25 protein-coding genes are annotated in these 23,211 nt (G+C 61.9%); 13 read left to right on the top strand and 12 right to left on the bottom strand.

Translation table 11 applies throughout. The features are described 5' to 3' along the window. Positions 1–37 precede the first annotated feature (37 nt). Together JJ959_RS19045 and JJ959_RS19040 are read right to left on the bottom strand one after the other, a co-directional pair. Positions 38–376 carry a P-II family nitrogen regulator gene (locus tag JJ959_RS19045; RefSeq protein WP_292887309.1) on the bottom strand — a complete coding sequence of 113 codons (339 nt, stop codon included), beginning with the start codon at positions 374–376 and terminating at the stop codon, positions 38–40. A gap of 11 nt (positions 377–387) precedes the next feature. After that, positions 388–1,698 carry an ammonium transporter gene (locus JJ959_RS19040; RefSeq protein WP_292887307.1) on the bottom strand — a complete coding sequence of 437 codons (1,311 nt, stop codon included), beginning with the start codon at positions 1,696–1,698 and terminating at the stop codon, positions 388–390. Between the two features lie 211 nt (positions 1,699–1,909). On the opposite strand from JJ959_RS19040, the gene JJ959_RS19035 reads away from it, so the two are divergent. The 3 genes from JJ959_RS19035 to JJ959_RS19025 all read left to right on the top strand — a co-directional run bounded on the left by JJ959_RS19035 (position 1,910) and on the right by JJ959_RS19025 (position 3,719). Then, positions 1,910–2,593, top strand: coding sequence for an HAD family hydrolase (locus JJ959_RS19035; RefSeq protein ID WP_292887304.1), 684 nt, complete (start codon positions 1,910–1,912; stop codon positions 2,591–2,593). 233 nt (positions 2,594–2,826) lie between these two features. Continuing rightward, positions 2,827–3,201, top strand: coding sequence for a hypothetical protein (locus JJ959_RS19030; RefSeq protein WP_292887301.1), 375 nt, complete (start codon positions 2,827–2,829; stop codon positions 3,199–3,201). A 116-nt stretch (positions 3,202–3,317) separates the two neighbouring features. Next, positions 3,318–3,719: a hypothetical protein gene (locus JJ959_RS19025; RefSeq protein WP_292887298.1), complete on the top strand. Its 402-nt coding sequence runs from the start codon at positions 3,318–3,320 to the stop codon at positions 3,717–3,719. A gap of 11 nt (positions 3,720–3,730) precedes the next feature. Here the strand turns inward: JJ959_RS19025 and JJ959_RS19020 are convergent, their stop codons facing one another. Next, positions 3,731–4,825, bottom strand: coding sequence for an NADH:flavin oxidoreductase/NADH oxidase (locus tag JJ959_RS19020; RefSeq protein ID WP_292887295.1), 1,095 nt, complete (start codon positions 4,823–4,825; stop codon positions 3,731–3,733). Positions 4,826–4,922: 97 nt separating this feature from the next. On the opposite strand from JJ959_RS19020, the gene JJ959_RS19015 reads away from it, so the two are divergent. The 3 genes from JJ959_RS19015 to JJ959_RS19005 all read left to right on the top strand — a co-directional run bounded on the left by JJ959_RS19015 (position 4,923) and on the right by JJ959_RS19005 (position 8,270). Further along, entirely contained in the window at positions 4,923–5,351 is a 429-nt protein-coding gene (locus JJ959_RS19015; RefSeq protein ID WP_292887293.1) for a PaaI family thioesterase, read from the top strand. Beyond that, positions 5,348–6,253: an aldose 1-epimerase gene (locus JJ959_RS19010; RefSeq protein WP_292887290.1), complete on the top strand. Its 906-nt coding sequence runs from the start codon at positions 5,348–5,350 to the stop codon at positions 6,251–6,253. The genes JJ959_RS19015 and JJ959_RS19010 overlap by 4 nt, the downstream gene beginning before the upstream one ends. 547 nt (positions 6,254–6,800) lie before the next feature. Beyond that, entirely contained in the window at positions 6,801–8,270 is a 1,470-nt protein-coding gene (locus JJ959_RS19005) for a methyl-accepting chemotaxis protein (RefSeq protein WP_292887288.1), read from the top strand. 20 nt (positions 8,271–8,290) lie between these two features. Here JJ959_RS19005 and JJ959_RS19000 read toward each other — a convergent pair whose 3' ends face one another. Further along, positions 8,291–10,981 carry a PAS domain S-box protein gene (locus tag JJ959_RS19000; RefSeq protein WP_366817086.1) on the bottom strand — a complete coding sequence of 897 codons (2,691 nt, stop codon included), beginning with the start codon at positions 10,979–10,981 and terminating at the stop codon, positions 8,291–8,293. Then, the gene (locus JJ959_RS18995; RefSeq protein WP_292887282.1) at positions 10,978–11,631 is read right to left on the bottom strand and encodes a response regulator transcription factor; all 654 of its coding nucleotides are present in this window, start codon (positions 11,629–11,631) and stop codon (positions 10,978–10,980) included. Before JJ959_RS18995 ends, JJ959_RS19000 begins: the two co-directional genes overlap by 4 nt. 420 nt (positions 11,632–12,051) lie before the next feature. Between JJ959_RS18995 and rplM the strand changes: the two genes are divergently transcribed. The 4 genes from rplM to JJ959_RS18975 all read left to right on the top strand — a co-directional run bounded on the left by rplM (position 12,052) and on the right by JJ959_RS18975 (position 15,040). After that, positions 12,052–12,510, top strand: a complete 459-nt coding sequence (gene rplM / locus JJ959_RS18990; RefSeq protein WP_292887279.1) for a 50S ribosomal protein L13 — start codon at positions 12,052–12,054, stop codon at positions 12,508–12,510. Between the two features lie 42 nt (positions 12,511–12,552). Next, positions 12,553–13,005 carry a 30S ribosomal protein S9 gene (gene rpsI / locus JJ959_RS18985; RefSeq protein ID WP_292887326.1) on the top strand — a complete coding sequence of 151 codons (453 nt, stop codon included), beginning with the start codon at positions 12,553–12,555 and terminating at the stop codon, positions 13,003–13,005. A gap of 266 nt (positions 13,006–13,271) precedes the next feature. Next, positions 13,272–14,138 carry a shikimate dehydrogenase gene (locus JJ959_RS18980; protein WP_292887276.1) on the top strand — a complete coding sequence of 289 codons (867 nt, stop codon included), beginning with the start codon at positions 13,272–13,274 and terminating at the stop codon, positions 14,136–14,138. Beyond that, positions 14,135–15,040: an NAD-dependent epimerase/dehydratase family protein gene (locus tag JJ959_RS18975; RefSeq protein WP_292887274.1), complete on the top strand. Its 906-nt coding sequence runs from the start codon at positions 14,135–14,137 to the stop codon at positions 15,038–15,040. Before JJ959_RS18980 ends, JJ959_RS18975 begins: the two co-directional genes overlap by 4 nt. Before the next feature lie 28 nt (positions 15,041–15,068). On the opposite strand, the gene JJ959_RS18970 is transcribed toward JJ959_RS18975, so the two are convergent. Then, positions 15,069–15,236: a DUF3012 domain-containing protein gene (locus JJ959_RS18970; RefSeq protein ID WP_292887272.1), complete on the bottom strand. Its 168-nt coding sequence runs from the start codon at positions 15,234–15,236 to the stop codon at positions 15,069–15,071. 214 nt (positions 15,237–15,450) lie between these two features. Here JJ959_RS18970 and JJ959_RS18965 point away from each other — a divergent pair, with 214 nt between their 5' ends. Further along, positions 15,451–15,867, top strand: a complete 417-nt coding sequence (locus tag JJ959_RS18965) for a hypothetical protein (protein WP_292887269.1) — start codon at positions 15,451–15,453, stop codon at positions 15,865–15,867. Between the two features lie 15 nt (positions 15,868–15,882). On the opposite strand, the gene JJ959_RS18960 is transcribed toward JJ959_RS18965, so the two are convergent. Continuing rightward, the gene (locus JJ959_RS18960) at positions 15,883–16,773 is read right to left on the bottom strand and encodes a LysR family transcriptional regulator (protein WP_292887266.1); all 891 of its coding nucleotides are present in this window, start codon (positions 16,771–16,773) and stop codon (positions 15,883–15,885) included. 108 nt (positions 16,774–16,881) lie between these two features. Between JJ959_RS18960 and JJ959_RS18955 the strand changes: the two genes are divergently transcribed. Next, positions 16,882–17,829, top strand: coding sequence for a hypothetical protein (locus JJ959_RS18955; protein WP_292887263.1), 948 nt, complete (start codon positions 16,882–16,884; stop codon positions 17,827–17,829). A gap of 42 nt (positions 17,830–17,871) precedes the next feature. On the opposite strand, the gene yghU is transcribed toward JJ959_RS18955, so the two are convergent. The 4 genes from yghU to JJ959_RS18935 all read right to left on the bottom strand — a co-directional run bounded on the left by yghU (position 17,872) and on the right by JJ959_RS18935 (position 21,205). Then, a complete protein-coding gene (gene yghU / locus JJ959_RS18950; RefSeq protein WP_292887261.1) occupies positions 17,872–18,732 on the bottom strand; it encodes a glutathione-dependent disulfide-bond oxidoreductase in 861 nt (286 codons plus the stop codon). 142 nt (positions 18,733–18,874) lie between these two features. Then, the gene (locus JJ959_RS18945) at positions 18,875–19,453 is read right to left on the bottom strand and encodes a formyltransferase family protein (protein WP_292887258.1); all 579 of its coding nucleotides are present in this window, start codon (positions 19,451–19,453) and stop codon (positions 18,875–18,877) included. A gap of 91 nt (positions 19,454–19,544) precedes the next feature. Further along, positions 19,545–20,750: an MFS transporter gene (locus JJ959_RS18940; protein ID WP_292887255.1), complete on the bottom strand. Its 1,206-nt coding sequence runs from the start codon at positions 20,748–20,750 to the stop codon at positions 19,545–19,547. After that, complete coding sequence (locus JJ959_RS18935) at positions 20,747–21,205, bottom strand: GNAT family N-acetyltransferase (RefSeq protein WP_292887252.1); 459 nt, start codon at positions 21,203–21,205, stop codon at positions 20,747–20,749. The genes JJ959_RS18940 and JJ959_RS18935 overlap by 4 nt, the downstream gene beginning before the upstream one ends. 146 nt (positions 21,206–21,351) lie before the next feature. Here JJ959_RS18935 and JJ959_RS18930 point away from each other — a divergent pair, with 146 nt between their 5' ends. Continuing rightward, positions 21,352–21,855 (top strand): gamma carbonic anhydrase family protein, encoded by a 504-nt coding sequence (locus tag JJ959_RS18930; RefSeq protein WP_292887249.1) that lies wholly within the window; start codon positions 21,352–21,354, stop codon positions 21,853–21,855. 77 nt (positions 21,856–21,932) lie between these two features. On the opposite strand, the gene JJ959_RS18925 is transcribed toward JJ959_RS18930, so the two are convergent. Continuing rightward, positions 21,933–22,892: a calcium-binding protein gene (locus JJ959_RS18925; protein WP_292887247.1), complete on the bottom strand. Its 960-nt coding sequence runs from the start codon at positions 22,890–22,892 to the stop codon at positions 21,933–21,935. Positions 22,893–23,211: the final 319 nt, after the last annotated feature.

Here is a 23,211-nt window from a genome sequence, read left to right as displayed (position 1 = left end):
CCGGCCTTTTGTTGTCGTTGCGCGGTCGTGCCGCAGCTCAGAGTGCGTCGTCGCCTTCCTCGCCGGTGCGGATGCGCACCGCCTTGCCGACGTCGAGCACAAAGATCTTGCCGTCGCCGATCTTGCCGGTCTTGGCCGCGGCGGAGATCGCTTCGACCGCGCGGTCGGCGAGATCGTCGCTGGTGACCACCTCGATCTTCACCTTGGGTACGAAATTCACCGTGTATTCAGCGCCACGATAGATCTCGCTGTGGCCGCCCTGGCGGCCATAGCCTTTGACCTCTCCGGCGGTCATTCCGTGAACGCCGATCTCTCCGAGTGCCGTGCGGACTTCGTCCAGGCGGTGCGGTTTGACGACCGCTATGATCATTTTCATCTAGGCTCTCCTCAGGTTAGGTCGTAGCCACGTTCACCGTGCGCGATGATGTCGAGACCCTCGATCTCGCTTTCCTCGCTGACGCGCAGGCCAATGGTACGGGCAATGAGCTGGGCAAGCACCCAGGTTATCACACCGGACCAGGCCGCGACGGCGAGGATGCCGATCACCTGCACCTGGAACTGGCCGGCGATCGACACTCCCTCCGCGAGGCCGAGGCCTCCGAAGCCCGGAGCGGCGAATACCGCGACCAGCATCGTGCCGATAATGCCGCCGACGCCATGGACGGCAAAGACGTCGAGCGAGTCGTCGATCTTGAAGCGGAACTTGATCCAGGTGGTGAAGTACTGGCAGACCACGCCGGATACGATGCCGATCACGATGGCGCCCATCGGTCCGACGAAGCCGGATGCCGGTGTGATCGAGGCGAGCCCGGCGACCATGCCGGTGACGATGCCGATGACGCTCGGCTTACCGAAGCGGAGATATTCGAGGAACGCCCAGACCAGCGAGGCCACCGCGGCCGAGATGTGGGTCACGGTCATGGCCATGCCGGCATTGCCGTCGGCGGCGAGTGCAGAGCCCGCATTGAAGCCGAACCAGCCGACCCAGAGCATCGCCGCGCCGGTCACGACCATGCCGGGGCTGTGCGGCGGCCTGATCTCGTGCGGGAAGCCGCGGCGCGGACCGAGCACGACGGAGAGGACAAGGGCGGAAACGCCTGCGGTCACATGCACGACAATGCCGCCGGCGAAATCCATCACACCCATGTCGGCAAGCCACCCGCCGCCCCAGACCCAGTGGCAGGCCGGCGCATAGACCAGCACCAGCCAGAAGAGGCTGAAGGCGCAGACGGCGCCGAAACGGATGCGCTCGGGATAGGCGCCGACGATCAGCGCCGGGGTGATGATCGCGAAGGTCATCTGGAACATGAAGAAGACGGTCTCGGGGATCGTCCCGGAAAGGCTGTCGGTGCCGACGCCGTCGAGGAAGGTCTTGCCGAGCCCGCCGATCCAGGCCTGGGTCGCGCCGCCATCGTCGAAGGCGAGGCTGTAGACCGCCACGAGCCAGGCGACGGACGCGATGCAGGCGATCGCGAAGCAGTGCATCAGCACCGAAAGGACGTTCCGTGCGCGGACCAGGCCGCCATAGAACAGTGCGAGCCCCGGCAGGGTCATGAAAAGCACGAGTGCGGTGGCGGTGAGGATCCAGGCCGTGTCCCCGCTGCTCAAAGCGTCTTCCGCTCTGGCCTCGCCGATGCCGGACCCGAAGGCGACGGCAGCGGTCAGGCCGAAGGCGGAGAGCCTCCGGATATGTTTCATGAAAGTCGATCCCCCCTGAAATCTGTTTGTTTCGCGGCCGTGCCCCCTGCATCGGCTCGGCACAAGACTACGTTTGAATGCCTAGTTCGCAAGCAGAAAGAGAAGTTGCTCAATTTTTCAGCACATGTTTTCCGCGTTGCGGATGTCGAACCTGCAGATTGTCTCGATACATTTGATGACGGCGCCGGGGCATCGCTGCTATAGGAGAAGCATGGAATGCGATCTCGTTATCTTCGACTGCGACGGCGTCCTCGTGGACAGCGAGGCCATCGCCAACCGCTGTACGGCGGAAGCGATGACCGAAGCCGGTGTCCCCATTCTGCCTGAGGAGGCGCTGAAACGGTTCCTCGGCGGGAAGCTGACCTTCATCCAGAAAGACGTCGAGGCGATGATCGGCCGGGAACTCGGCGACGACTGGGTCCCGAAAATCTATGCCAAGCAGTTCGCACTCTATCGCAAGGAGCTCCGGGCTATTCCCGGCATCGACCGGGCGCTGACCCGGATAACGGACGCCGGCAAGAAGATCTGCGTCGGCAGCAACGGCCCGGTCGAGAAGATGGATGTCACCCTCGGCGTGACCAATCTGAAGCGGCACTTCCGCGGCGCCGTTTTCTCCGCCGACATGGTCGGCATTCCGAAGCCGCAGCCGGACCTCTACCTCTATTGCGCAGAACGTATGGGCGTCGCGCCGGAACGCTGCGTCGTGGTCGAGGACAGCCCGACCGGTGCCCGTGCCGGCATCGCGGCGGGGATGCGGGTTTTCGGCTACAGCGCGGCACACGGTCCGGAGGGATTGGCCGAAGTCGGCGTGCATGCCCTGTTCGACGATATGGCCGATTTGCCGGGAATGCTCGGCATCGACGCGCCGGACATTCCGTCTCAGGAAGCCGTCTGATCAGGCGCATTCAGTCGGGCGCGCCAAACCGCCCTCCCTTCTGCAGGTCCTTACCGAAAGTCCGGCCCGTCGTTGCAAGGAGCGGTGACGGTCCCGGTTTCTAGCGCGTTTCCAATGCGCTGCCTGCGCGCTGGCCATCAATTGATTGTCACCGTAAAGAACACTTTGGTATGCGTCATACACCGGGGTGCAATATCCCGCCGGACGCAAGAGTGTGAGCAGGGAGCCCCGGAGTGCCGATCGAAATCCATGAGTATGACGACCTCGTGGAGTTCGTGTGCGACGGCGAACTCTCGGCCATCGAGATCATGACGGTGTCGGCCGATTTTCACAGAAATACGCCGAGAAAGCTGGCGCTGTGGAACCTTCTCGGAGCGCAGATTTCCTATTTCAGGGCCGAACATTTCCCCAAGGTTGCCGACAAAGGTGCCGAACTCGGCCGGTTGCGCGGCGACGGCGCCCGCAATGCGATTGTCGTCAGTACGCCGGACGAACACCTGCTGCTCAAAGCCTACAGCAGCACGGCGAGTGCGGTTTCGTCCGTAGAACACCAGGTATTTCTCGACCGTGACGCGGCGGTTGCCTGGCTTCGTGGTGACCGGGACTGAGGTGATTCCCGACGACGCATAGTGCTTCGCCTTGATTCTCTCGCCGAAGGTCCCATGTCGCTCAATGTGATGAGATTTCATCACCCTTGGGGAGAGACGAGCGAGCGGACAGTTCTTTGACGGTTAGAATTTCGGATCGCGAAGATTTCGTCGAGTTTCTGGGCATGGGGTTTGTGCAGCCCGAGGACGTGTTCGATGCTGTCTCGGACTATTACGAAAGGGTTCCAAAGACTCTGGCGCTCTGGAACTTTCTTGAGGCGGACCTTTCGAGTTTTTCCGCGGACCAGTTCAGAAAGGTGGCATCCAACGGAGCGCGTTTCGCGAGCGCCCGTGGCGCGGACGCCCGGACCGCTATTGTGGTCAAATCGGACGCCGAAGCGATGTTGATCCGCGCCTTTGTGGCAATGGCGGGCGTAGTTTCCCCAATCCCGTTCCGGATATTCATGGACCGAGAGATTGCGGTCGAATGGTTGCTCGATCCGTCAAAAGTTTCCGAAACGGCAAGAAGCAGCGCTTAAGTCGCTGAATCCTATTTCCATTCGGCGCCCGGCCAGACGCCTGGGGCGCAGCGGGCATATTGCGCCGGATAGGCGATGGTCTCGCCCAGCGCCTGCGCCGCGTGCCAGGCCCAGCGCGGATCGTCCATCACGCCGCGGGCAAGTGCCACCATGTCTGCCTCGCCGTCGGCGACGATTTTCTCGGCCTGCTGCGGTGTCACGATCATGCCGACCGCCATCGTCGCGATACCGGCTTCCTTCTTGATCTTTTCTGCAAGGAAAACCTGGTAGCCGGGCTTGACATCGATCTTCTGCCGGGGATCGAGGCCCGCGGTGGTGACGTCGACGAAATCGCAGCCGAGTGCCTTGAGTTCCTTTGCATAGACCACGGCTTCCTCCGGCGTGAATCCGCCATCGACCCAGTCCGTCGCGGAGAAGCGGACGGCGAAGGGCTTTTCCTCCGGCCAGACGGCCCGGCAGGCCTCGAAGACCTCGAGCGGGAAGCGCAGGCGGTTTTCGAGGCTGCCGCCGTAACCGTCCGTTCGCTGGTTGCTGAGCGGTGAGACGAACTGGTGCAGCAGGTAGCCGTGGCCGCCATGCAGTTCGGCGAGGTCGAAGCCGATCCGGTCCGCGCGCTTCGTGGTCGCGACGAAATCTGCCTTGACCTTCGCGAGACCTTCATCGTCCAGCGCGCGCGGCGCCGGCCAGTCGGCATAGCCGAGCCCGGACGGACCGACCGTCTCCCATCCGCCTTCGGCAATGGCCACCGGCTTGCCGCCTTTTCCTGGAGGCTGGGTCGAGCCCTTGCGTCCGGCATGGGCGATCTGGATGCCGAGCTTGGCGGTGCCGTGCTTCTTGCAGAAATCGACGAAGCGCTTGATCGCTACCTCATTCTCGTCGGAATAGAGGCCGAGACAGTTCGGCGAGATCCGGCCTTCAGGCGAGACATGGGTCGCTTCGGTGATGAGCAGCCCGCCTGCCCCCATGGACAGCGAGCCGTAATGCATCAGGTGCCAGTCGTTCGCCGTCCCGTTCTCCGCGATGTACTGGCACATGGCCGAGACCGCAATCCGGTCCTCGAGTTTCAGCCCGCGGAGGGTGATCGGGGAAAAAAGATGACTGCTCATTCGCCTCTGTCCTAATTTCCTGCCCTTGTTACGTCGCCGCGCGTTTCTTCACGGTTGAATCAGAATAACCGTTCCGCGCGTCCTGGGGAGGGGGCGAATGACGAAGATATCCAATGCTGAAATGGAGCGGATTGCCCGCGAGGAAGTGCCGGCCGTCGGCCAGTACGGGGTTGTCTTCGAGGAAATCGGCGACGGCACGGCGCGCGCCGTGCTGCCCTACCGGGAAGATTTCCTGCGCCCGGGCGGAACGGTCAGCGGGCCGGTGATGATGGGGCTCGCGGACGTGGTGGTCTATGCCTGCGTGCTCTCGCGCATCGGCATCGTGAAGCTGGCCGTGACCACGAGCCTCAACGCCAATTTCCTTCGCCGCCCGAAACCGGCGGATCTCATCGCGGAAGGCCGGCTGCTGAAATGCGGAAAGCGGCTCGCCTATGGCGAGGTAACCCTGTTCAGTCAGGGAGAGGAGGATGATCCGGTCTGTCACGTGACTGCGACCTACTCCATTCCGCCGGAAGATCAGCGGTGACGGCGGGCGGCATTGTCCGCCTGTCGGACGGGGATCTCCACACAGAAGTCTGGCCGGAGAACGGCGGACGGGTCACCGCTTTCTACAGTACCCGTCAGGGCAGGCGGTTTGACTGGATGGTTCCGGCGCCTGCCTGCGACATTGCCGATGGCCGTTCCGGGGCCTGGGGCAGTTTCCCGCTGGTACCCTTTTCCAATCGGATCCGCGATGCGTGCTTCGAGTGGGAGGGAGAGACCATCCGCATCGAAGCGACCGAGAAGGGGGCAACGAACGCGATCCACGGGCACGGACGGTCGCTTCCCTGGACGGTCGAGCGGACGACCGGAGAATCAGTGCGCCTCTGCTATCGCTACGGCGACGGCGACTGGCCTTTCGCCTACCGCGCCGTACAGGAGATATCGCTCGCGTCGGGAGCGCTGACGCTTGTGCTCGAGCTTACCAATGAGAGTGGGCGCTCGATGCCGGCCGGTCTTGGGCATCACCCTTATTTTCCATGGCGGGGCGGGCCCGAGGTCCGGGCACGGTTCGAACAGTACTGGCCTGCCGTCGAGGGTGTTCTGCCGACGGGGGCCGCGTCATTGCCGGCAGAACTCCGCTTCGAGAAGGACGTTTCGCTCCCGCGCGGCCTGGATACGGGGTTCTCGGGCTGGGATGGAAGCTTCCGTATCGTTTGGCGGCGGGAGGATGCGGCGCTGGAGATCTCGGCGAGCGGCGAGTTGGGGCACATGATCCTGTTCTCACCGCCGGACAGGCCTTTTTTCTGCGCCGAACCGGTCTCCCACTCCATTGATGCCGTCAATCTGGCGGCCCGAGGTGTTGGCGGAACCGGTATCCGATCGCTTGCTCCGGGCGAAAGCATGACCGCCAGCGTTCGCTTGGTTCCGTTGTTGCCCGGCGAATAAGTCAGGTTGAACGGACGCGGGGAGGTTTTTGGCCGGACTGGTGCTGCGAAATCTCCGATGCCGCTCCTCAAGATCGCTGCAGCCATAAAACGAAATGCAGCGCGGGGCAGCTTTCTTGGATCGGGTTGCGGTTATTTTGCGGCGAGTGCCGGTTCTCTTCGGGGCGCCGTCTGGCGGCGTTCTGCGACTGCAAGTGGCCACTTGGGAGGGCGGCTCGGCGAAATCTCGGACAAGCCAACCGGCAGCTCCGGAGGGAGCCGGCTAGCGTTGCTCTCAGGATCCCGTCTCTGCGTATCTGACATCCAGCTGCTAGCCGCAATCATATTGCCATGAAGAAAATAAGATGATTCGACCATGTGGCGAGTGTGGGTTTTTTGCTAAAAATCAACGAAGAACGGTAAAAAATCTAAAAAACAGAGACTTACCCCACCCTTCTTAGGTCGGGTTGTCGTTCCAAGGAAATTGCCCTGATTCTAAACCCTATTCGCAAAAAGCGAATTTCGTGAATTCGAAGGGCCATTTGGAACGAAGGGGACAACGGATGTTCATGTTTGTGAGGGATGTCAGCAAGAGCCGGTCCGACTACGCGTTGTTGGACGAGCTTCCCGTCGCGATAATGACCTGCAGCCTGCCTGATTTCACGATCGTCTACGCCAACAAGGCCTCGATGGAGGCGCTTGAGAAGATCAAGGCCGTTCTTCCAGTCCCCCCGGGAGAAATCGTCGGCCAGTCGATCGATATTTTTCACAAGAACCCGGAGCACCAGCGCAAGATGCTCCGAAATCCGGACAACCTCCCGCATCGTGCCAGGATCGAGGCGGATGGGGAGATACTGGACCTCCAGGTTACCGCAATGCGCGATGCTTCCGGGACGTATGTCGGCCCGATGCTGACCTGGGAGATCGTAACGGAGAAAGTCCGCAACGAGACCGCGATTTCCCGCCAGATGCAGATGCTCAACAACCTGCCGATCAATGTCATGTTGGCGGACAAGGATACGTTCGAGATTGTCTATCTCAACGACACGAGCCGCCGCACGCTCAGACAGATCGAGCATCTGTTGCCTATCAAGGTCGAGGAGATGGAAGGCGCAAGCATCGACGTCTTCCACAAGAAGCCGGAGCATCAGCGGCGGATCCTGAGCGATCCAAGCAACCTGCCGTGGCAGTCGATCATCTCTCTCGGCGACCAGAAGCTCAATCTGGAGATTAGCGCACTGAACGCACCGGACGGGAGCTACATGGCGGCGATGCTGACCTGGTCGGTCGTGACCGAGAATGTGAAGATGGCCGACACCGTGAAGAGTGTTGTCTCCCAGGTATCCAGCGCATCGGCGCAGCTCCAGTCGAACTCTGCAGCCATGGCGGAATCGGCGGGCGTTGCCAACAGCACCGCAACCACCGTTGCTTCGGCGACCGAGGAACTCAGCAGTTCGATCGTCGAAATCAGCCGCCGGATGGCGGAGGCCACGGAGATCGTCAACAATTCTGTCCGCGAATCCCGGCGCTCGACGGGGATGATCAACTCGCTCTCCGAGGCCGCGCAACGGATCGGCGAGGTCGTTTCGCTGATTCAGAACATTGCGGCTCAAACCAATCTTCTGGCTCTGAACGCCACGATCGAGGCCGCCCGCGCGGGGGACGCCGGTAAGGGGTTTGCCGTGGTGGCGAACGAGGTGAAAAGCCTCGCCACCCAGACGGCAAAGGCGACCGAGGAGATCGCGGACCAGATCTCGCAGATCCAGACCGCGGTCAGCGACGCTGTCGAGGCCAATGGAGCGGTCACCCGTACCATCGAACAGCTCGATGAGATCGCGACGGGGGTCGCGGCGGGCGTCGAGGAGCAGAGCGCAGCAACCCAGGAGGTCGCGACGAATATCGTCGAAGTCCAGTCGGCCTCGTCCCGCGTCGGGGAGTTGGCGCAGGAAGTACTTCTTGCCTCGAAGCAGCTTGCTTCCGAAGGTGCCTCGCTGAAGACCTCCTGCGACGCTTTCATGGAGAAAACGATCAAAGCCTGATTCCGAACGGACGGATGATCTCAGGCGTTCAGGGCGTTTTTGACTTCGGCGATCAGGTCGTTCGCGCCAAACGGCTTTCTGATCAGGGTCGCCCCGAAATCCTCGGCGGCATCCAATGCCCGCATGCTCCCGGCAAAGCCGGAAACGAACACGATCGGGAAGGTTTGCCGGAGCGCCCGGGATTGCCGTGCCAGGGAGAACCCGTCGATCGCTGTGCCGAGATTGACGTCACAGATCATGGCATCGAGCTCTGCCCCCATCTTGACGAGCAGTTTCAAAGCCTCGTCACCCGTCGCGGCCGTGTGGACCTCGTATCCGTGGTCCGTCAGGCAGTCCTCCATAAAGGCACGGATTCCAGGCTGGTCCTCGACAACGAGGATTCTGCCGCTGGCTGAGGAAATACCGGCATTTCGGGCCGGCGCTCCCGCCGCGATCCGTTCGGCAGGACATTCCGGGAGAAAGAGGTAGAGGCGCGTTCCTTCTCCCGGTGCGGTGTGCAGGACCGCTTCTCCACCATGGCTTCTGACGAAATTCCTGATCATGTAAAGACCGAGCCCCGTGCCGCCACTGCCGCGCTTTGTCGTGAAGAATGCGTCGAACGCGTGCTCCGCGACTTCCCGGGACATACCCGGTCCGTCGTCGGCGATGGAAATCACGACATAGGAGCCGTCGGGCAGATTGCTCGGAACGGAGTCCTTCTCGGCCCTCGATGCGGAGATCCTGATCGCGCCGCCGTGCTCCAGAGCCTCGCCGGAATTAAGAATCTGGTTGAGGAGTGCCGTCTCGAGGCCGCTGACATCCACGTCGCAGATGAGCGATTCCGGGGCGGTATCCACCTCAATGGTGGCGCGGTCGTTGACCGAGGAGGCGGCGAGATGCGCGATATTCTCGACCGCCCGATTTATGGACACCGGTTTCGGGGCCAGCGGCTCGTTCCGGGCGAAGTTGCGAAGCCTTTGCGTCAGGGCCTGGCCGGAGCGGACCGCCTGCCGGATGCGGTCGATCGGCGGCTCGAACCCGAGCCGCGCGGCGCCGCGGATCTCCATCACATCAAGATTGCCGGCAATCGCACCGAGTATATTGTTGAAATCGTGCGTCAGGCCGCCGGCGAGGGCGGCCGTCGCCTCGAGCTTCTGTGCCTCGATGGCCTTGTCTCGCAGATTCTTCAGCTCGGTGATGTCCTGCACGGTGCCGTGGGACCAGGCGCGCCTGCCATCGCTGTCGTACTCGTGCTCCCCATGCTCCAGGATGGTCAGCAATGTTCCGTCCGCATGGTAGGCGCGGTACTCGATCTGATAGGTCCGGCTCTCGGCTGGAGCCGCCTCGATGACATTCCGGCAGGTTTGGTGGTCGTCCGGGTGAATGATGTTGAACCAGTTTGCGATGGTCGGCTCGAAGGTTTCCTTGGAAAGGCCAAAGATCTCATAGACTGCGTCCGACCAGTTGATCGTCTTGTCCCGCTGATCGATCTTCCAGATGCCGATCCCGGCGATCCGCTGGGCAAGCGAAAGGCGCCGCTCCGAATCCCTCAAACGGATTTCGGCCTCTTTTCGCTGCGTGATGTCGTGCAGGAATCCGAACTTTATGCCGTCGGGAGAGGCGGCAGGCAGAGCCTCGTCGTAGAGCCATATCTGTCGGCCGTCGCCGGCCGTGAATCGGTATTCGATCGTGGTGCGGAACCCGCGGTTAACACGCATGCTTCTTTCGTGGAAAGCTTCACGGTCATCGGGATGAATGCGGTCGATGTATTCCGAGAACCTGTGTGGCGGTTCCTTTGATTGCCAGCTCAGCAGCCGGAACATTTCGTCAGACCAGAACAGTTCTCTCGGCTGCGGTCGCCAGGTCCAATAGGCGAGGTTTCCGATCCGTTGCGCTTCCCGGAGCCAGGACGATACCAGCTCTTTTTCTTCTCGGATCTTTGTGAGATCCGTGATGTCGACACCGACGAAGCCGATTTGAGCGAGATCTCCGTTACTGTTTCGTACCGGGAATTTTGTCCCGAATATCGAGCGGTCGCCGGCAAGGGACGTCGTGGCGGTCACAGCCTTTTCGGAGGCTGTGGAATTGAGGATCAGATCGTCATGCTTGCGGACGCGGTTTGAAGTTTCCGCCGACCAGATATCCTCCGACCGCATTCCCGTTAAGTCGTCCGGGTGGCGCGAGAGCATGCGCGCAAAATACCGGTTCACTTTGCTCCAGCGGCCGTCCAGCGATTTCAGGCCAATCATTACCGGTGCGTGCTCGAAGATGGCCTCGAGTTCCAGGCTTTTGTCCGCCAGATCGCGATCCGTTGCCTTCTTTTCCGTGACATCGAAGACGATCACAAGAGCGCAGGGCGCATACACGCCGTCATCACGACAGCAGACGGTGTGAACATATTTGCCGGGATGTCCTTTGGCGCTATCGAGATTCAATTCCAGGGTGCATGGCCCGGTTTCTGCTGATCCCTGCGCTATCGCTTCTGACAAAGCGGTGCGGCCCTCGGCATCCGCCGCCCGATAGGGGAGAAGCTCTAGGAGGCTGTATCCGTTCAGTTCTTGCTGAGGGATTCCGGCAAGCAGAGACGAGGGAGCGTTTGCCGCCAGGATTGTGCCGTCGGCCTGGCAGATGAAGGCCGGTACCGGCAAATGGCTGATGAATGCGCCAAGATCGGGTGGCGCGGTCTTGCGACGTTCCCGCCGCTTCGTTCTTGGAGGCGAAGGTTTCTTCATATTAGGGACAGTTCCCGGGCGATCCTCGCGGCTTCTGTCCGGTTCTTCGCGCGGAGGGACCTGAGGATGTTCGACATATGCTCTTTGACCGTCGGTTCCGAGATGCTCAGCCTGTTGGCAATTTCCTTATTGAGAAAGCCTGCCGCAGCAAGTCCAAGGACCTCGACCTGCCGCGGGGAGATCGGTGTCTGGATGTCCCGCGTTCCGCAACGGTGACGGCGGGCCGCAGGGGCAGCTTTTGAGGCATTCGCCCAGGAAACGCAGGATGGAAAGTAACTTCCCGTTTGATGCAGGAGCGCCAAACCGTCGACGACGGCCCGAGCGCTGTAGCTCTTCGGAATGTAGCCAGCGACCCCGAGAGACCGCGCGGCCTCAAGGTCAGAGTTGGACAGATCCCCGGAGAAGATAACGACCTTCGAGTTCGGAAAAATCTCGACTGTACGCCTGGTGCCGGTCAATCCGGTGGAGCCGGGCATGTGCCAGTCCATCAAGATTGCATCCGGTTCGCCGATGATCTCTCTGGCGCGCCAGGCCGCCTGGAAGTTCGCGCATTGAAAAAGAGTCAGGCCGGGATGGGCCGCGCGGAGAAAATCGACAAAGGTCTCACGGACCACGTTATGATCGTCTGCAACCAAAAGAGATTTAAACATTGCGACACACTACTATATGGCTATTGCACAGCAATACATCTTGATCTCAATCAAAAAATACTTCTCATGGTCGAGGCTTTCAAACAATTACTGTAGATTTATTGATAGTAAGTTAAGAGTGAAGGAATATCAAATTGCGGTAAGCGGTTGCCGTGCGGAATAAGTGCAGAGAGCGCTCAATAATCAATGCCATTCGCAGAAAGTTTTTGTGTGTTTTGATGCACGAAAGTGCGGGCGGGCGAATCCGTAGAGCCTCCATGGGGTGGGGTATTATAATACCATTTTATTTAGGATGTTGAATTTCTTAGATTTTTATCGCTTGACTAAAGTTCTTTGATGTCTATTTTACGCCAACCCGTCGCTCGGGGCCTGTTCCCGTGCGGCCATTGGATTTCGCAGCATCACTGGATGGTTAAAGAGATGCGTACTTACTCGGCAAAACCGAGCGAGATCGAGAAGAAGTGGTGGATCGTCGACGCCGAGGGCGTCGTGCTCGGCCGACTCGCATCCGTTCTCGCCAACTACCTGCGCGGCAAGCACAAGCCGACCTTCACCCCGCACATGGATTGCGGCGACAATATCGTCGTCATCAATGCTGACAAGGTGAAGCTCACCGGCAACAAGCTGGCCGACAAGAACTTCTACTGGCACACCGGTTACCCGGGTGGCATCAAGTCGCGCACCATGGGCCAGATCCTTGGCGGCTCCCATCCGGAGCGGGTCATCGAAAAGGCGGTGCAGCGCATGATCAGTCGCGGTCCGCTTGCCCGCAAGCAGATGAGCAACCTGCGCATCTATGCCGGCACCGAGCATCCGCACGAGGCGCAGCAGCCCGAAGTGCTCGACGTCGCCGCGATGAACCCGAAGAACAAGAGGTAAGCCATGTCCGTTGAGACCGAAGCGACCAACGAAGGCGCAGGCATGGAAGCGCTCGAGGCCCTTAAGCAGGACGAGGCCGCCGCGCCGGCCGAGCCGAAGCTGGACAAGTACGGCCGCGCCTATGCGACCGGCAAGCGCAAGAACGCGATCGCCCGCGTCTGGATCAAGCCGGGCAACGGGAAGATCGTCGTGAACGGCCGCGAGGACAGCGTCTATTTCGCCCGTCCGGTGCTGCGCATGATGATCAACCAGCCGTTCGGCGTCACCGACCGCAAGGATCAGTTCGACGTTTACGCGACGGTCACCGGCGGTGGCCTTTCCGGCCAGGCCGGTGCGGTGCGTCACGGTATCTCCAAGGCGCTGACCTATTTCGAGCCGGGCCTGCGTCCGGTCCTGAAGAAGGGCGGCTTCCTGACCCGTGACCCGCGTGTGGTCGAACGTAAGAAGTACGGTAAGGCGAAAGCCCGCCGGAGCTTCCAGTTCTCCAAGCGCTGATCCGTCAGAACATCTTTTTCGAAGCGGCCCGCCGAGCAATCGGCGGGCCGTTTTTCTATGCGCTTCGATCGGCCTCGAAGGTGGCTTCGGCAAGTTCCGGATACCAGGTGCGACATTCGGGGGGGGCTGCGATCCGGCTCGACGTCTCGCGCGTGGAAAGCCCGCTTCAGTCCTTTCCAAAGTTCCGCTTCTCCCTGCTAGGCTGGGGGAACTGAGGTAACGGACACTCGTCGTACATAATAAGGCGGGAAAAAGGGGGGGGGGACATGTCGCGACAATCCGGGAGAATACGGGTCGGGCTGATCGGTGAAGGTATCGGGGCGTCCCGGACGCCTGCGATGCACGAAGCCGAGGGGAAGGCCCAGGGGCTCGACTACAGCTATCGTCTGATCGATACGGCCGGGATGGAGCGGCCGGACCTGCGCGCGTTGCTCGCCGATGCGGAGGCCAAGGGATTCGCAGGCGTGAATGTCACCCATCCGTTCAAGCAGCAGGTTCTCTCCCATGTCACAGAACGGGCGCCGGAGACTGAAAGAGTCGGTGCCAGCAACACCGTTCTGTTCACGGCGCGCGGCAGGACGGCTCACAACACCGACTATCTCGGCTTTCTCCACGCCTTCCGGAGCGAGTTGGGCGAAAAGCCGAAGTCTCGTGTGCTGTTGCTCGGGGCGGGTGGCGCGGGCCGCGCCGTCGGGCTCGCTCTGGCTGAGGCCGGTGTCTGCCACCTTTTGATCCGGGACAGCAATGCGGCCGCTGCCGAACGCCTCGCAGCCGACATAGAGACGCAGTTCCCGGACGCGAAAGCGGAAACCATTGCGGAGACCGATCTTGCCGGCGTGAGACCTGACGGTATCGTCAACGCAACCCCGGTCGGCATGGTGCGTCATCCGGGCATGCCGATTGCGCGCGGCCTGCTCGAACACAGGCCCTGGGTTGCGGACATCGTTTACTTTCCTCTCGAGACAGAATTGCTGAAAGCAGCCCGGGAGGTCGGCTGCGCGACCATGTCCGGGCGCGGCATGGCGGTGATGCAGGCGGTGAAGGCGTTCGCGCTTTTCACGGGAGTCGAGGCCGACCCGGACCGGATGGCCGGGACATTCGACAGTTTTGACGTTGGGGGACATGCGTCATGAAGATTTTTCTGACAGGTGCCAGCGGGTTCATCGGCGGCTCCGTCGCTGTCCATCTGAATGCTGTCGGACATGACGTGCGCGGCCTTGTACGCAGCGAGGAGCGTGCCGATGCGGTGGCGCGGCTCGGCATCGTGCCGGTGCTCGGCTCGCTGGACGATGGATCAGTGCTGGCCGGGGAAGCTGCGCGGGCGGATGCCGTGATCAATGCGGCGAGCGCCGATCACCGGGCGGCTGTCGAAGCGATGCTCGATGCCTTGGCGGGGAGCGGGAAGACGTTTCTGCACACCAGCGGATCCAGCATTGTCGGCCGCCGGGACGAGGGGCATGCATCTGATGCGGTCTTCGACGAGGAGACGCCGATCGATCCGTCACCGGCACGCGCGGCTCGGGTCGCCTTGAACCGCGACATTCTCGGCGCCGTAGACCGAGATATCCGTGCGCTGATCATCGCGCCCAGCCTGATTTACGGCCGGGGCCTCGGCGTCAATCCGGACAGCATGCAGATTCCCTGGCTGATCGATGTCGCGCGCAGAACCCGCGGCGCCCGCCATATCGGACCCGGGGAAAACATCTGGTCGAATGTCCATATCGGCGATCTGGTGGAGCTCTATCGCCTTGTGCTTGAGAAAGCCCCGGCCGGCGCATTCTATTACGCCGAGAACGGGGAGAACTCGATGCGCGACGCGGCAGCGGCGATCAGCCGTATGCTCGGATTTGGCGGCGGGACGGAGAGCATGAGTCTCGAGGAGGCCGCGGGATACTGGGGCGAGGGGCCGGCTAACGACACTATGGCATCCAACAGCCGGGTGCGCGCCCGCCGTGCCCGCACCGAGCTCGCCTGGGCACCAGTGGCTCCCGGTCTGATCGAGGAGATCGAACGGGGCTGTTACGCCGCTCCATGAGGCGGCTCGCCGCATAGCTGGCTTGCGATCACATGAGGCAATGCTTGGCGAAATCCGTGGCCTCGTTCGCGGTCCAGTCGCCTTTCGGCTTCTCCTTCATGTTGGCGCACCATTTCTCGGAGCCGACTTCGGGCGAGCAGGCCGCGAGTCCGGCAATCAGAAAACCCGCCATCAGGAGTTTTGCGCTGATCTGCATGAAGGGAGTCCTTTCCGCACTGTCTCGGGAGCGATCCCGGATTTGCAAGTTCTATCATACCGTAGGAACCATAGGTTCTCGGTAGCGTGAAGTGATATAACTCATAGGTCATTGCGTGAGAGCTCACCAACTCTATTTTGACACGGTAAGCGACGGTTCGTCCGAAACAAGACCCGAGGGTGGCTCGATGAAAACTCCGCTAGCAGCCTTGGCCGTGATTGGCCTTCTTCTGTCCCCCGCGATGGCCGATGCCGGGAAATCAGGAAAGGTTTTCAGTTCCGAGGAAGCGCGAGTCATCACCGAGGCGCTCGGTGTGCTGCTCGGGGCAGAGAACGCCGACAAGGAGACGACGGAAGCGGACAAGAAAAAGGACAAGCCGGGGAAGAAGGGACTGCCGCCCGGACTGGCCAAGAAGGAAACCTTGCCGCCAGGTCTGCAGAAGCAGGTCGAGCGCGGCGGTACACTCCCTCCGGGTCTTGCCAAGCGGGATCTTCCGGCAAGCCTCAGCGCCAGACTCGGTGCTCCGGCCGAGGGTACCGAACGCGTCATCGCCGGAACGGACGTTGTCCTGATCGAAAAGGCGACAGGCGTTGTGCTCGACATTCTGCGGGGGGCGGCCCGCGGCAAATAGCGGTCCCGCCTCGACTCAGTCGGGGCCCCGAAGCGAGACTGCCTCGGCTTTGAAGCGCGCCGCGATCCAGTCGATCGCGCGTCGCAGATAGGGGAGGCCCGCTATCTCTGGCGGAACGATTATCCAGTAATCTGCTGTGAGCATGTCGATCGGTCCGGTCGCGCGCCGAAGCCGCGGGTCTCTGTCGCCAATGAAGCAGGGCAGCAAGCCGAGACCTGCACCGGCGGCGATCGACGTGTGTACAAGATCGGTCGTCGTGACCCGGGCGACCGGGCGCTTGCCGCGGAGCCGTTCCTCGAGCCACCGCATGCTCTTGTAGTGCGCCTGTTCCTCCGTAAACAGGATCCAGTCGCACGACACGAAACGGCTTTCTCCCAACGCCTCCGGATGCTGTTCGATATAGCTGACGGATCCGTAGATCGCGGAGCGCATGGTCCCGACCTTTCGGGTGACGAAATTTCCTGCTGCCGGAAGACCGTGTCGGATTGCGAGATCGGCTTCCCGGCGTGCGAAACTCTCGGTCCGTTCGGAGGAAACGATTTCAATCGCCAGTTCGTGTTCTCTTGCGGAGGTGACTTCGCTGGCGAGGAAAGCGGCGGGCCATTCCATCGCGCTGATCCTGACCATGCCACCCGCCGGTTCGGCGAGGTGCCCGCTTTGCCGGGTGAGTTCGGCCGCCGTCTTTTCCATCGCTTCCGCGGTCGGGAGCAGCGCGGTTCCTGCCGCCGTCAGGTTCAGTCCTCCGTGTCCGCGGCTGAAGAGCGGTACGCCGAGGCTCGTTTCCAACGCATTCAGCCGACGCCCTGCCGTCGGCTGGCTGATTGCCAGAGAAGCCGCTGCCCGGCGCAATGTTCCCTCTCGCGCGATGGCAAGAAAGACGCGGAGATCGTCCCAGTTCATGGTCATGTTTATATGATACAAAAATGTATATCACATGGAACAAAATTAGATATCTATTCAAAAACGGGTCTTTAAGCTGACCGGGTCGTCAGCAATCGGAAATGGGCACCGGACATGCTTGGACCGAAATCGACCGTCCTGATCGGAGCTGTCGGCTCATGGGCGCTGCTTCTGGCGCTGAGCCGGGCCGTGGTTCTCGGATATGGCCTGGACCCCTGGATGTTCACATTCCTGCAGCTGCTTTCCGGCGGGGTCTTCCTGCTCCTGATTGCCCGAAGGGGAGAGACCGGATCCAGCGTGCTGCTTCGCGCAGACACCTGGTTGATCGGCGTCTTCAGGGTCGGGACGGCGGCGCTTTACATGGCCTCGCTGCTGCATGTCGATGTGATGCAGGCCAGTTTTTTCGGCGCCATTGGTGTCCCGGCATCGACATTGGCGGTCTGGATTCTGTTCGACCGGCGCCCTGCGGCCGCCGAACTTGTGGGCCATCTGCCGCTGATCGCGGGAGCGGCGATCGTTGCATCCGGATTCACGGACGGGTTCCTCAACCCGGCGGTCGGCCTGCTTCTGGTTTCGTCCTGCTGTGTTCTGGGAGCCAATCTCCTGGCGGAGCGGCATCCTCATATGCAAGCACTGGGCCCCGGAACGCGAATCCGGTTGACCGGTACCGTGTTGGTGATCACTGCGGCGGGCTTCGCCGCATGGCGTTTCCTGCAGGCCTCCGTCGATTGGGCAGGACCGGCCGGGGGACTCGATCCGGTTGACCTGTTGCGGCCTGAACTCTGGATCGCCGGTCTTGGCCTCGGCATCACGCTGCGCGGGTTCTGCACTTATCTCGGCTTTCGTGCCGCAGCGGTCGCCGGAACGCAGAATTATATGGCGGCGGTTCTGGCGCTTCCGATCGTGGGGGCCTTGCTGGAGGCCGCGATCGCCTGGAGCGGATACGGTGCCTGGCCGGCCCTGTCCGCAAGCGAGGGCGTCGGCGGCGGGCTGATCATCTTTGGCGGGTTGGCGGTGGTCTATGTCCGCCGGCGACAGGCACGGATTCTCCGCGATGCCTGAGAGAGCCGGACCGCACATCAGTGCGGTCCGGTCCTAGGGGATCTAGAGACCGAGCTTGTCGATATCGGCCGCGGAATGACGCTCTTCGAGCAGTTCGTGCGGCTCGCCGTTGACCCGGTTCACTACCCGTCCGCGCTTGACGGCCCGGCGCTCCGCGATCTCCTTCGTCCAGCGCTGGACGTTCTTGTAGGACTCGACCTCAAGGAAGGTTCCGGCGTCGTTGTAGATCTTGCCGAGGGCGAGGGTGCCGTACCACGGCCAGATCGCGATGTCGGCGATCGTGTACTCGTCGCCCGCGATGTACCGCGTTTCGGCCAGCCGACGGTCGAGCACGTCCATCTGGCGCTTGGTTTCCATCGCGAAGCGGTTGATCGGATATTCCCATTTCTCCGGCGCATAGGCGTAGAAATGACCGAAGCCGCCGCCGAGATAGGGCGCGCTGCCCATCTGCCAGAACAGCCAGTTCATGGTCTCGGCGCGCTTGGCCGGATCGGTCGGCAGGAACTCCCCGAATTTCTCGGCCAGATAAAACAGGATCGAGCCGGACTCGAACACGCGGATCGGCTTCTTCGGATCGGTGCGGTCGAGCAGAGCGGGGATCTTGGAGTTCGGGTTGACCTCGACGAAGCCGCTGCCGAACTGGTCGCCGTTGCCGATGCGGATCGTATAGGCATCGTATTCGGCGCCCGCATGACCCCTCGCGAGCAGTTCCTCGAGCATGATGGTCACCTTCACGCCGTTCGGCGTGGCGAGCGAATAGAGCTGCAGCGGATGGTTGCCGACAGGCAGTTCCTTCTCGTGGGTCGCCCCGGCGATCGGGCGGTTGGTGCTGGCGAATTTCCCGCCGTTTTCCTTGTCCCAGGTCCAGACCTTCGGCGGCGTGTATGGCGCGACGTCGTTCATGAGGTGATTTCCGTTCTGTTGCGTTCCGGTGCGGGCTCACGCCCCGATCCTAAGGCAGATGGGAGACGGCCGCAGTTCGGCAAGGTTAATGGGGGGCGGGTGGCGGGGAAAGAGACCCGTTCCCGAATGACGGGAAAGGACCTCACGATTCTGTGTGGACGTCTTCCGCTTGCAGGGCGCGCCAGGCGGCGTCGCTGCACATTTTGCCGGACCATTCTGCGTCGATCCGCTTCAGCGGTGCCTCCGCGGCCAGAGTCGGAAGCAGGTGTAACAGCAGTGCGTAGGCGGCGCGCCAGGTCTCGTACCGAAGCGCATCTTCGCTGCCGTTCCCGCTCGACGCGAAACGGTTCACGCCGATGATGGGACCTGAGTCGACGGGCAGGGTCATGGCGTGTGCAGTGACTCCGTAGGAGACGGCCCGGTCGCGAAACGCGAACTCGATCGCGCGGAGGCCCGGATATTCCGGCGGGCCCGGGTGGAAGTTCACCGGCGTGAATCGCGTGGCCGCGAGATACCGTGCAGGAACGATCATATCGGTCACGAAGCCGATCAGACGTCCGGAAAACGGGGCATCGGCGGAGTGTTCCGCGAAGAGCCGGTCGAGAGCTTCCCTACTCGTCACGGCAGTGATCTGATTGGACAGCCCCTTCGCCGATACCATGGCTGCGATCGCGGCGCAGGACGTCATATTGGAGAGAATTGCGAGCGGAGGAGCTGACATGCCGTTTGCTGTTCAAAAATAGTCGAGAGCCCTAGTGCTACCGCGTTTCTCGCCCTTCCCGCCAGAGTCCTGGGCCGGACGCGCGACCCGATCAACGCCGTCCGTGGGCGAGTTTCGCCGACTGCGGCAGGGAACGGAGCTTCGCCATGGCAAGAACGCCGAGGAACGGTCCCGCGGCGAGCGGAACGAAGGCACCGCTCCATCCGAAAGCTCCGACCAGATATGGCACTGCGTGAATGGTGCCGACGGTCAGCAGGAAACCGATGCAGGTCTGGGTCGTCACCATGGTGCCGATATAGTCCGGCGGGGACAGTTCGATGACGCTGGCTGAGAATTGTGCGGAATCGGCCACGATCGAGATGCCCCAGATCACGCAGAGCAGCAGCAGTACCCAAATCGGCATGCCGAAAACGAATCCGGCGAGGAGGCAGCAGAGTCCGCTCACCGACATGCAGGCCATGGTCAGGCGCGTGCGCCCGACACGGTCGGCGAGCAGTCCGCCTGCGATGCTGCCCACGGCGCCGGATCCGATCATCGTGAAGGCGAGCACCTTGGCGAGTTGCGGCGCTTCGTTGCCGCCTGGTGACAGGGCGAGGCTGGAGGCAAGAAAGAGGGCGATCCAGGCCCAGACCGCGTAGAGTTCGATCATATGCCCGAAATAGCCGAAATTGGCGTAGCGCAGCGCCGGATCGGTCCAGGCCTCGAGCATCTGCGCCGGCTTGAACCGGGCCGCGCGTGCGAAAGGCCGGCCGGGCTCGAACAGCAGGACGAGAAGGCCGGCGCCGGTGGCGCATGCGGAGCTCGCCGCGATGGTGAAGCGCCAGTCGAGGCCGCCGAAGACGTCAATCAGATGCGGTGATGCCGAGCCCAGGGTGAGGGCCGCGACCAGCAGGCCGACCAGCAGTCCGCGGTCCTTCTCGGTCCAGGAGGACACCATCACCATGCCGACGGGGTAGACTCCGGCCATGCAGGCCCCGACGACGAAGCGCAGCACCGGCATCCACGGCCCGGCCGGGTCGACGGCGAAAGTTGCGAAATTGGCGGCGGCGGCCGTCAGGGCCGAAATCATGAACAGATACTGGGGGCGGACCCGGTCGACGAGCGTCAGAAGCGCGCTCAGCAAGGTCCCCGCGACAAATCCGACGGAGACGGCGCTTGCCATGGCGGCGGCCTGGTCGTCGCTGAGGGCCATCTCGGCGCGTAGTCCCGGAATGATGGCCGAACCGGAGAACCAGAGCGTCATGGCGAGCACTTCACACAAGGTGAGAAGCGCGACGTTGCGCCATTTACGGCTCATTGCCCGAGCGCCTCCCGGAGCACGTAGATCGCGTCCGGCTCGTTCTCCTCATTGTCGGAGCCGTCGCCGAAAGCCGCGCAGGCAAGGCCGTGCCGCTCGTAGAAATCGCGCGCCCGGCCATTCTTCTGGAAGACATAGAGCGAGAGGCCGCTACCGCATTCGGCCTTGCATTTTTGGAGGAGCAGGCTGCCGACGCCGCGGCCGAGCGCGGTGGGCGCGACATAGAGATGGTCAAGGTGCTCGCCGTGGGTGGCTGAGAATCCGAGCAGCTCGTCGGCCTCGTCGGCGACCGTCACCTTGCGCGTGGCGAGCACCACATTCTCCATCCACCAGCGCGTCTCGGCGTCGCTGTGCCGCTCCGCCAGGTAAGGCATGGAATGCCGCCGGGCGGCCAGAAAAAGAGTCGTCAGGGCGTCGGCATCCTCCGGACGTGCGGCGCGCAGCGTGATGCTCATGGGAAGCGGTCCCGAACTGAAGTCAGAATGGCAAAGCGTTTTGCGCGCCGCGCGCGGACAATTCAACCCTTCAATGGTGCGCGCGGGCGCATCCTCGGCTAAAGAGAGGGAAATCCGGACGAAAACGGGAGACGGGATTGTCGGCCTTGCTCAGGACCCTTCGGGGACACACCCCGCAAATCGCAGATCCGGCCTTCGTTGCGGAAACGGCGGCCCTGATCGGCGACGTGACCGTCGGACCGGAGAGCAGCATCTGGTATGGCGCGGTACTCCGCGGGGACGACAATCCGATCAGGGTTGGCCGGCGCAGCAATATCCAGGACGGCACGATCGTTCATGTCAGCTCGAAAGGGCAGGGCACGGTGATCGGCGACGAGGTGTCGATCGGACATGCGGCGATCATCCATGCCTGCACACTCGAGGACGGCGCGTTCGTCGGCATGGGGGCGACGGTGATGGACGGCGCGGTGGTTCAAGGGGGAGCCATGGTCGCTGCCGGCGCGTTGATCGCGCCGGGCAAGATCGTGCGAACCGGCCAGGTCTGGATGGGGAATCCGGGACGCCACGTCCGGGATCTGACGGAAGACGAAAAGAACTACCTGGCCTATGTCGCGACGCATTACTGGGACCTGGCGCAAGATTATCTCTGAGAGGCGTCAACTCGCCAGGTTCATGCAGCATCGGTATCCCGCCGGGTCACAGGCCGGATACCGATGCGTTTCGTCACCTAGAAGAAAATGAAGCCGTCAGCATTCACGGTCGAGGTGTCGACACCGACGAGCTGGATGGTGCTCCCGTTGCCCAGCGTCAGGGCCGTGCCGGTTTCGCTTGCCGTAACCTGCATTGTCTCGAAGCTGGTAGTCCCGGTCGATGCCGCGATTGCGATATCGTCGGAGGCCGCGTCGAAATCCATGATGACGTCGTTGCCGGATTCGCCCTCGAATACGAAGAGATCCCTGTCGGCGCCGCCGGCAAGAATGTCGTTTCCGGCTCCACCGTTCAGGGCATCGTTGCCTGCGCCGCCGAACAGGACGTCGTCTCCCTGGCCGCCGTGCAGAGCGTCGTCGCCCGCGTTGCCCGCCATTGTGTCGTTGCCGGCGTTTCCGTAAAGCCTATCATCGTCGCGGCCGCCGAACAGCAGATCGCTGCCATCGCCGCCGAGGATCGTGTCCTCTCCGCTGTTACCGTAGACGATGTCGTCGCCGTCGCCGCTGATGGAGTCGTCGCCGCCGTCGATGCTGTCGTTCCCGTCACCGCCGGACAGCGTATCATTGCCGAACCCGCCCTCAAGGGAATCATCTCCGGCATCGCCGCTGAGAGTGTCGTCGTCGTCGCTACCGGAGCGACGCCGCAACTGTCCCGGAGGAACGGATCCGCCATGCCCCGGAGGCAGCACGCCGTCACCGAAATGCCCGGGCAAACCATCGCGAAGTCCCGGCGGAAGCCAGGACACGTCGGCAAAATCGTCCTCGTCTACGGCGTCTATGAAGGAGCCGGTTTCGCCGGAAGACACACTGTCGTCGCCGTCATTGGCGCTGACGCTGTCGTCATCGTCGTCATGCCCGTTTCCACGCCCGCGATTGGAGCCGTGATCGTCGTCGTCCCGGCCTCGGCCCCGGCCCCGATGCGCAAGGCTGGCATAATCATCGAGGTTGAAGAGCATTTCGTCTTTAAGATCGGTATCCATATCACCCTCATTCTGAAGCGAACGGTAAGTGATATGAGTGTTTGACCTTAAGTATGGATCAAGATTTTTCGTTTTGCATTTGAGGTTTATTTTTGCCTTGCGCTGCTCGCGATTCTGCGGTCGCGAACAGTAAATTATTCAAAAATATGAATGTATATGGTTAATTTCCGGGCCGCAGGAGGAATGGATTTGCTGTGACTTTTTTCACAGTCACCGCTGGCCCGTCTCTAGCGTGAATTACTCCCGGTTTATCGAGTTTTTTGATCTGCAATCAGGATGCGATACGATCAATCCTTCGCCTTCAGCTTGACGTAGCTGC

The organism is Nisaea sp. (assembly GCF_017640745.1).
In the GTDB taxonomy this organism is placed as follows: domain Bacteria; phylum Pseudomonadota; class Alphaproteobacteria; order Thalassobaculales; family Thalassobaculaceae; genus Nisaea.
This window is presented reverse-complemented; position numbering and strand designations above follow the sequence as displayed.

Bases quoted from the DNA above. Each gene is read 5' to 3' on its own strand.
- JJ959_RS18945 (WP_292887258.1), bottom strand. From the start codon at position 19,453: ATGTCAGCTCCTCCGCTCGCAATTCTCTCCAATATGACGTCCTGCGCC.
- JJ959_RS18955 (WP_292887263.1), top strand. From the start codon at position 16,882: ATGCTTGGACCGAAATCGACCGTCCTGATCGGAGCTGTCGGCTCATGG.
- JJ959_RS18940 (WP_292887255.1), bottom strand. From the start codon at position 20,750: ATGAGCCGTAAATGGCGCAACGTCGCGCTTCTCACCTTGTGTGAAGTG.
- JJ959_RS18995 (WP_292887282.1), bottom strand. From the start codon at position 11,631: ATGTTTAAATCTCTTTTGGTTGCAGACGATCATAACGTGGTCCGTGAG.
- JJ959_RS19005 (WP_292887288.1), top strand. From the start codon at position 6,801: ATGTTTGTGAGGGATGTCAGCAAGAGCCGGTCCGACTACGCGTTGTTG.
- JJ959_RS18960 (WP_292887266.1), bottom strand. From the start codon at position 16,773: ATGACCATGAACTGGGACGATCTCCGCGTCTTTCTTGCCATCGCGCGA.
- JJ959_RS18980 (WP_292887276.1), top strand. From the start codon at position 13,272: ATGTCGCGACAATCCGGGAGAATACGGGTCGGGCTGATCGGTGAAGGT.
- JJ959_RS18925 (WP_292887247.1), bottom strand. From the start codon at position 22,892: ATGGATACCGATCTTAAAGACGAAATGCTCTTCAACCTCGATGATTAT.
- JJ959_RS18975 (WP_292887274.1), top strand. From the start codon at position 14,135: ATGAAGATTTTTCTGACAGGTGCCAGCGGGTTCATCGGCGGCTCCGTC.
- JJ959_RS19040 (WP_292887307.1), bottom strand. From the start codon at position 1,698: ATGAAACATATCCGGAGGCTCTCCGCCTTCGGCCTGACCGCTGCCGTC.
- rpsI (WP_292887326.1), top strand. From the start codon at position 12,553: ATGGAAGCGCTCGAGGCCCTTAAGCAGGACGAGGCCGCCGCGCCGGCC.
- rplM (WP_292887279.1), top strand. From the start codon at position 12,052: ATGCGTACTTACTCGGCAAAACCGAGCGAGATCGAGAAGAAGTGGTGG.
- JJ959_RS19035 (WP_292887304.1), top strand. From the start codon at position 1,910: ATGGAATGCGATCTCGTTATCTTCGACTGCGACGGCGTCCTCGTGGAC.
- JJ959_RS19015 (WP_292887293.1), top strand. From the start codon at position 4,923: ATGACGAAGATATCCAATGCTGAAATGGAGCGGATTGCCCGCGAGGAA.
- JJ959_RS19045 (WP_292887309.1), bottom strand. From the start codon at position 376: ATGAAAATGATCATAGCGGTCGTCAAACCGCACCGCCTGGACGAAGTC.
- JJ959_RS18970 (WP_292887272.1), bottom strand. From the start codon at position 15,236: ATGCAGATCAGCGCAAAACTCCTGATGGCGGGTTTTCTGATTGCCGGA.
- yghU (WP_292887261.1), bottom strand. From the start codon at position 18,732: ATGAACGACGTCGCGCCATACACGCCGCCGAAGGTCTGGACCTGGGAC.
- JJ959_RS19020 (WP_292887295.1), bottom strand. From the start codon at position 4,825: ATGAGCAGTCATCTTTTTTCCCCGATCACCCTCCGCGGGCTGAAACTC.
- JJ959_RS18935 (WP_292887252.1), bottom strand. From the start codon at position 21,205: ATGAGCATCACGCTGCGCGCCGCACGTCCGGAGGATGCCGACGCCCTG.
- JJ959_RS19000 (WP_366817086.1), bottom strand. From the start codon at position 10,981: ATGAAGAAACCTTCGCCTCCAAGAACGAAGCGGCGGGAACGTCGCAAG.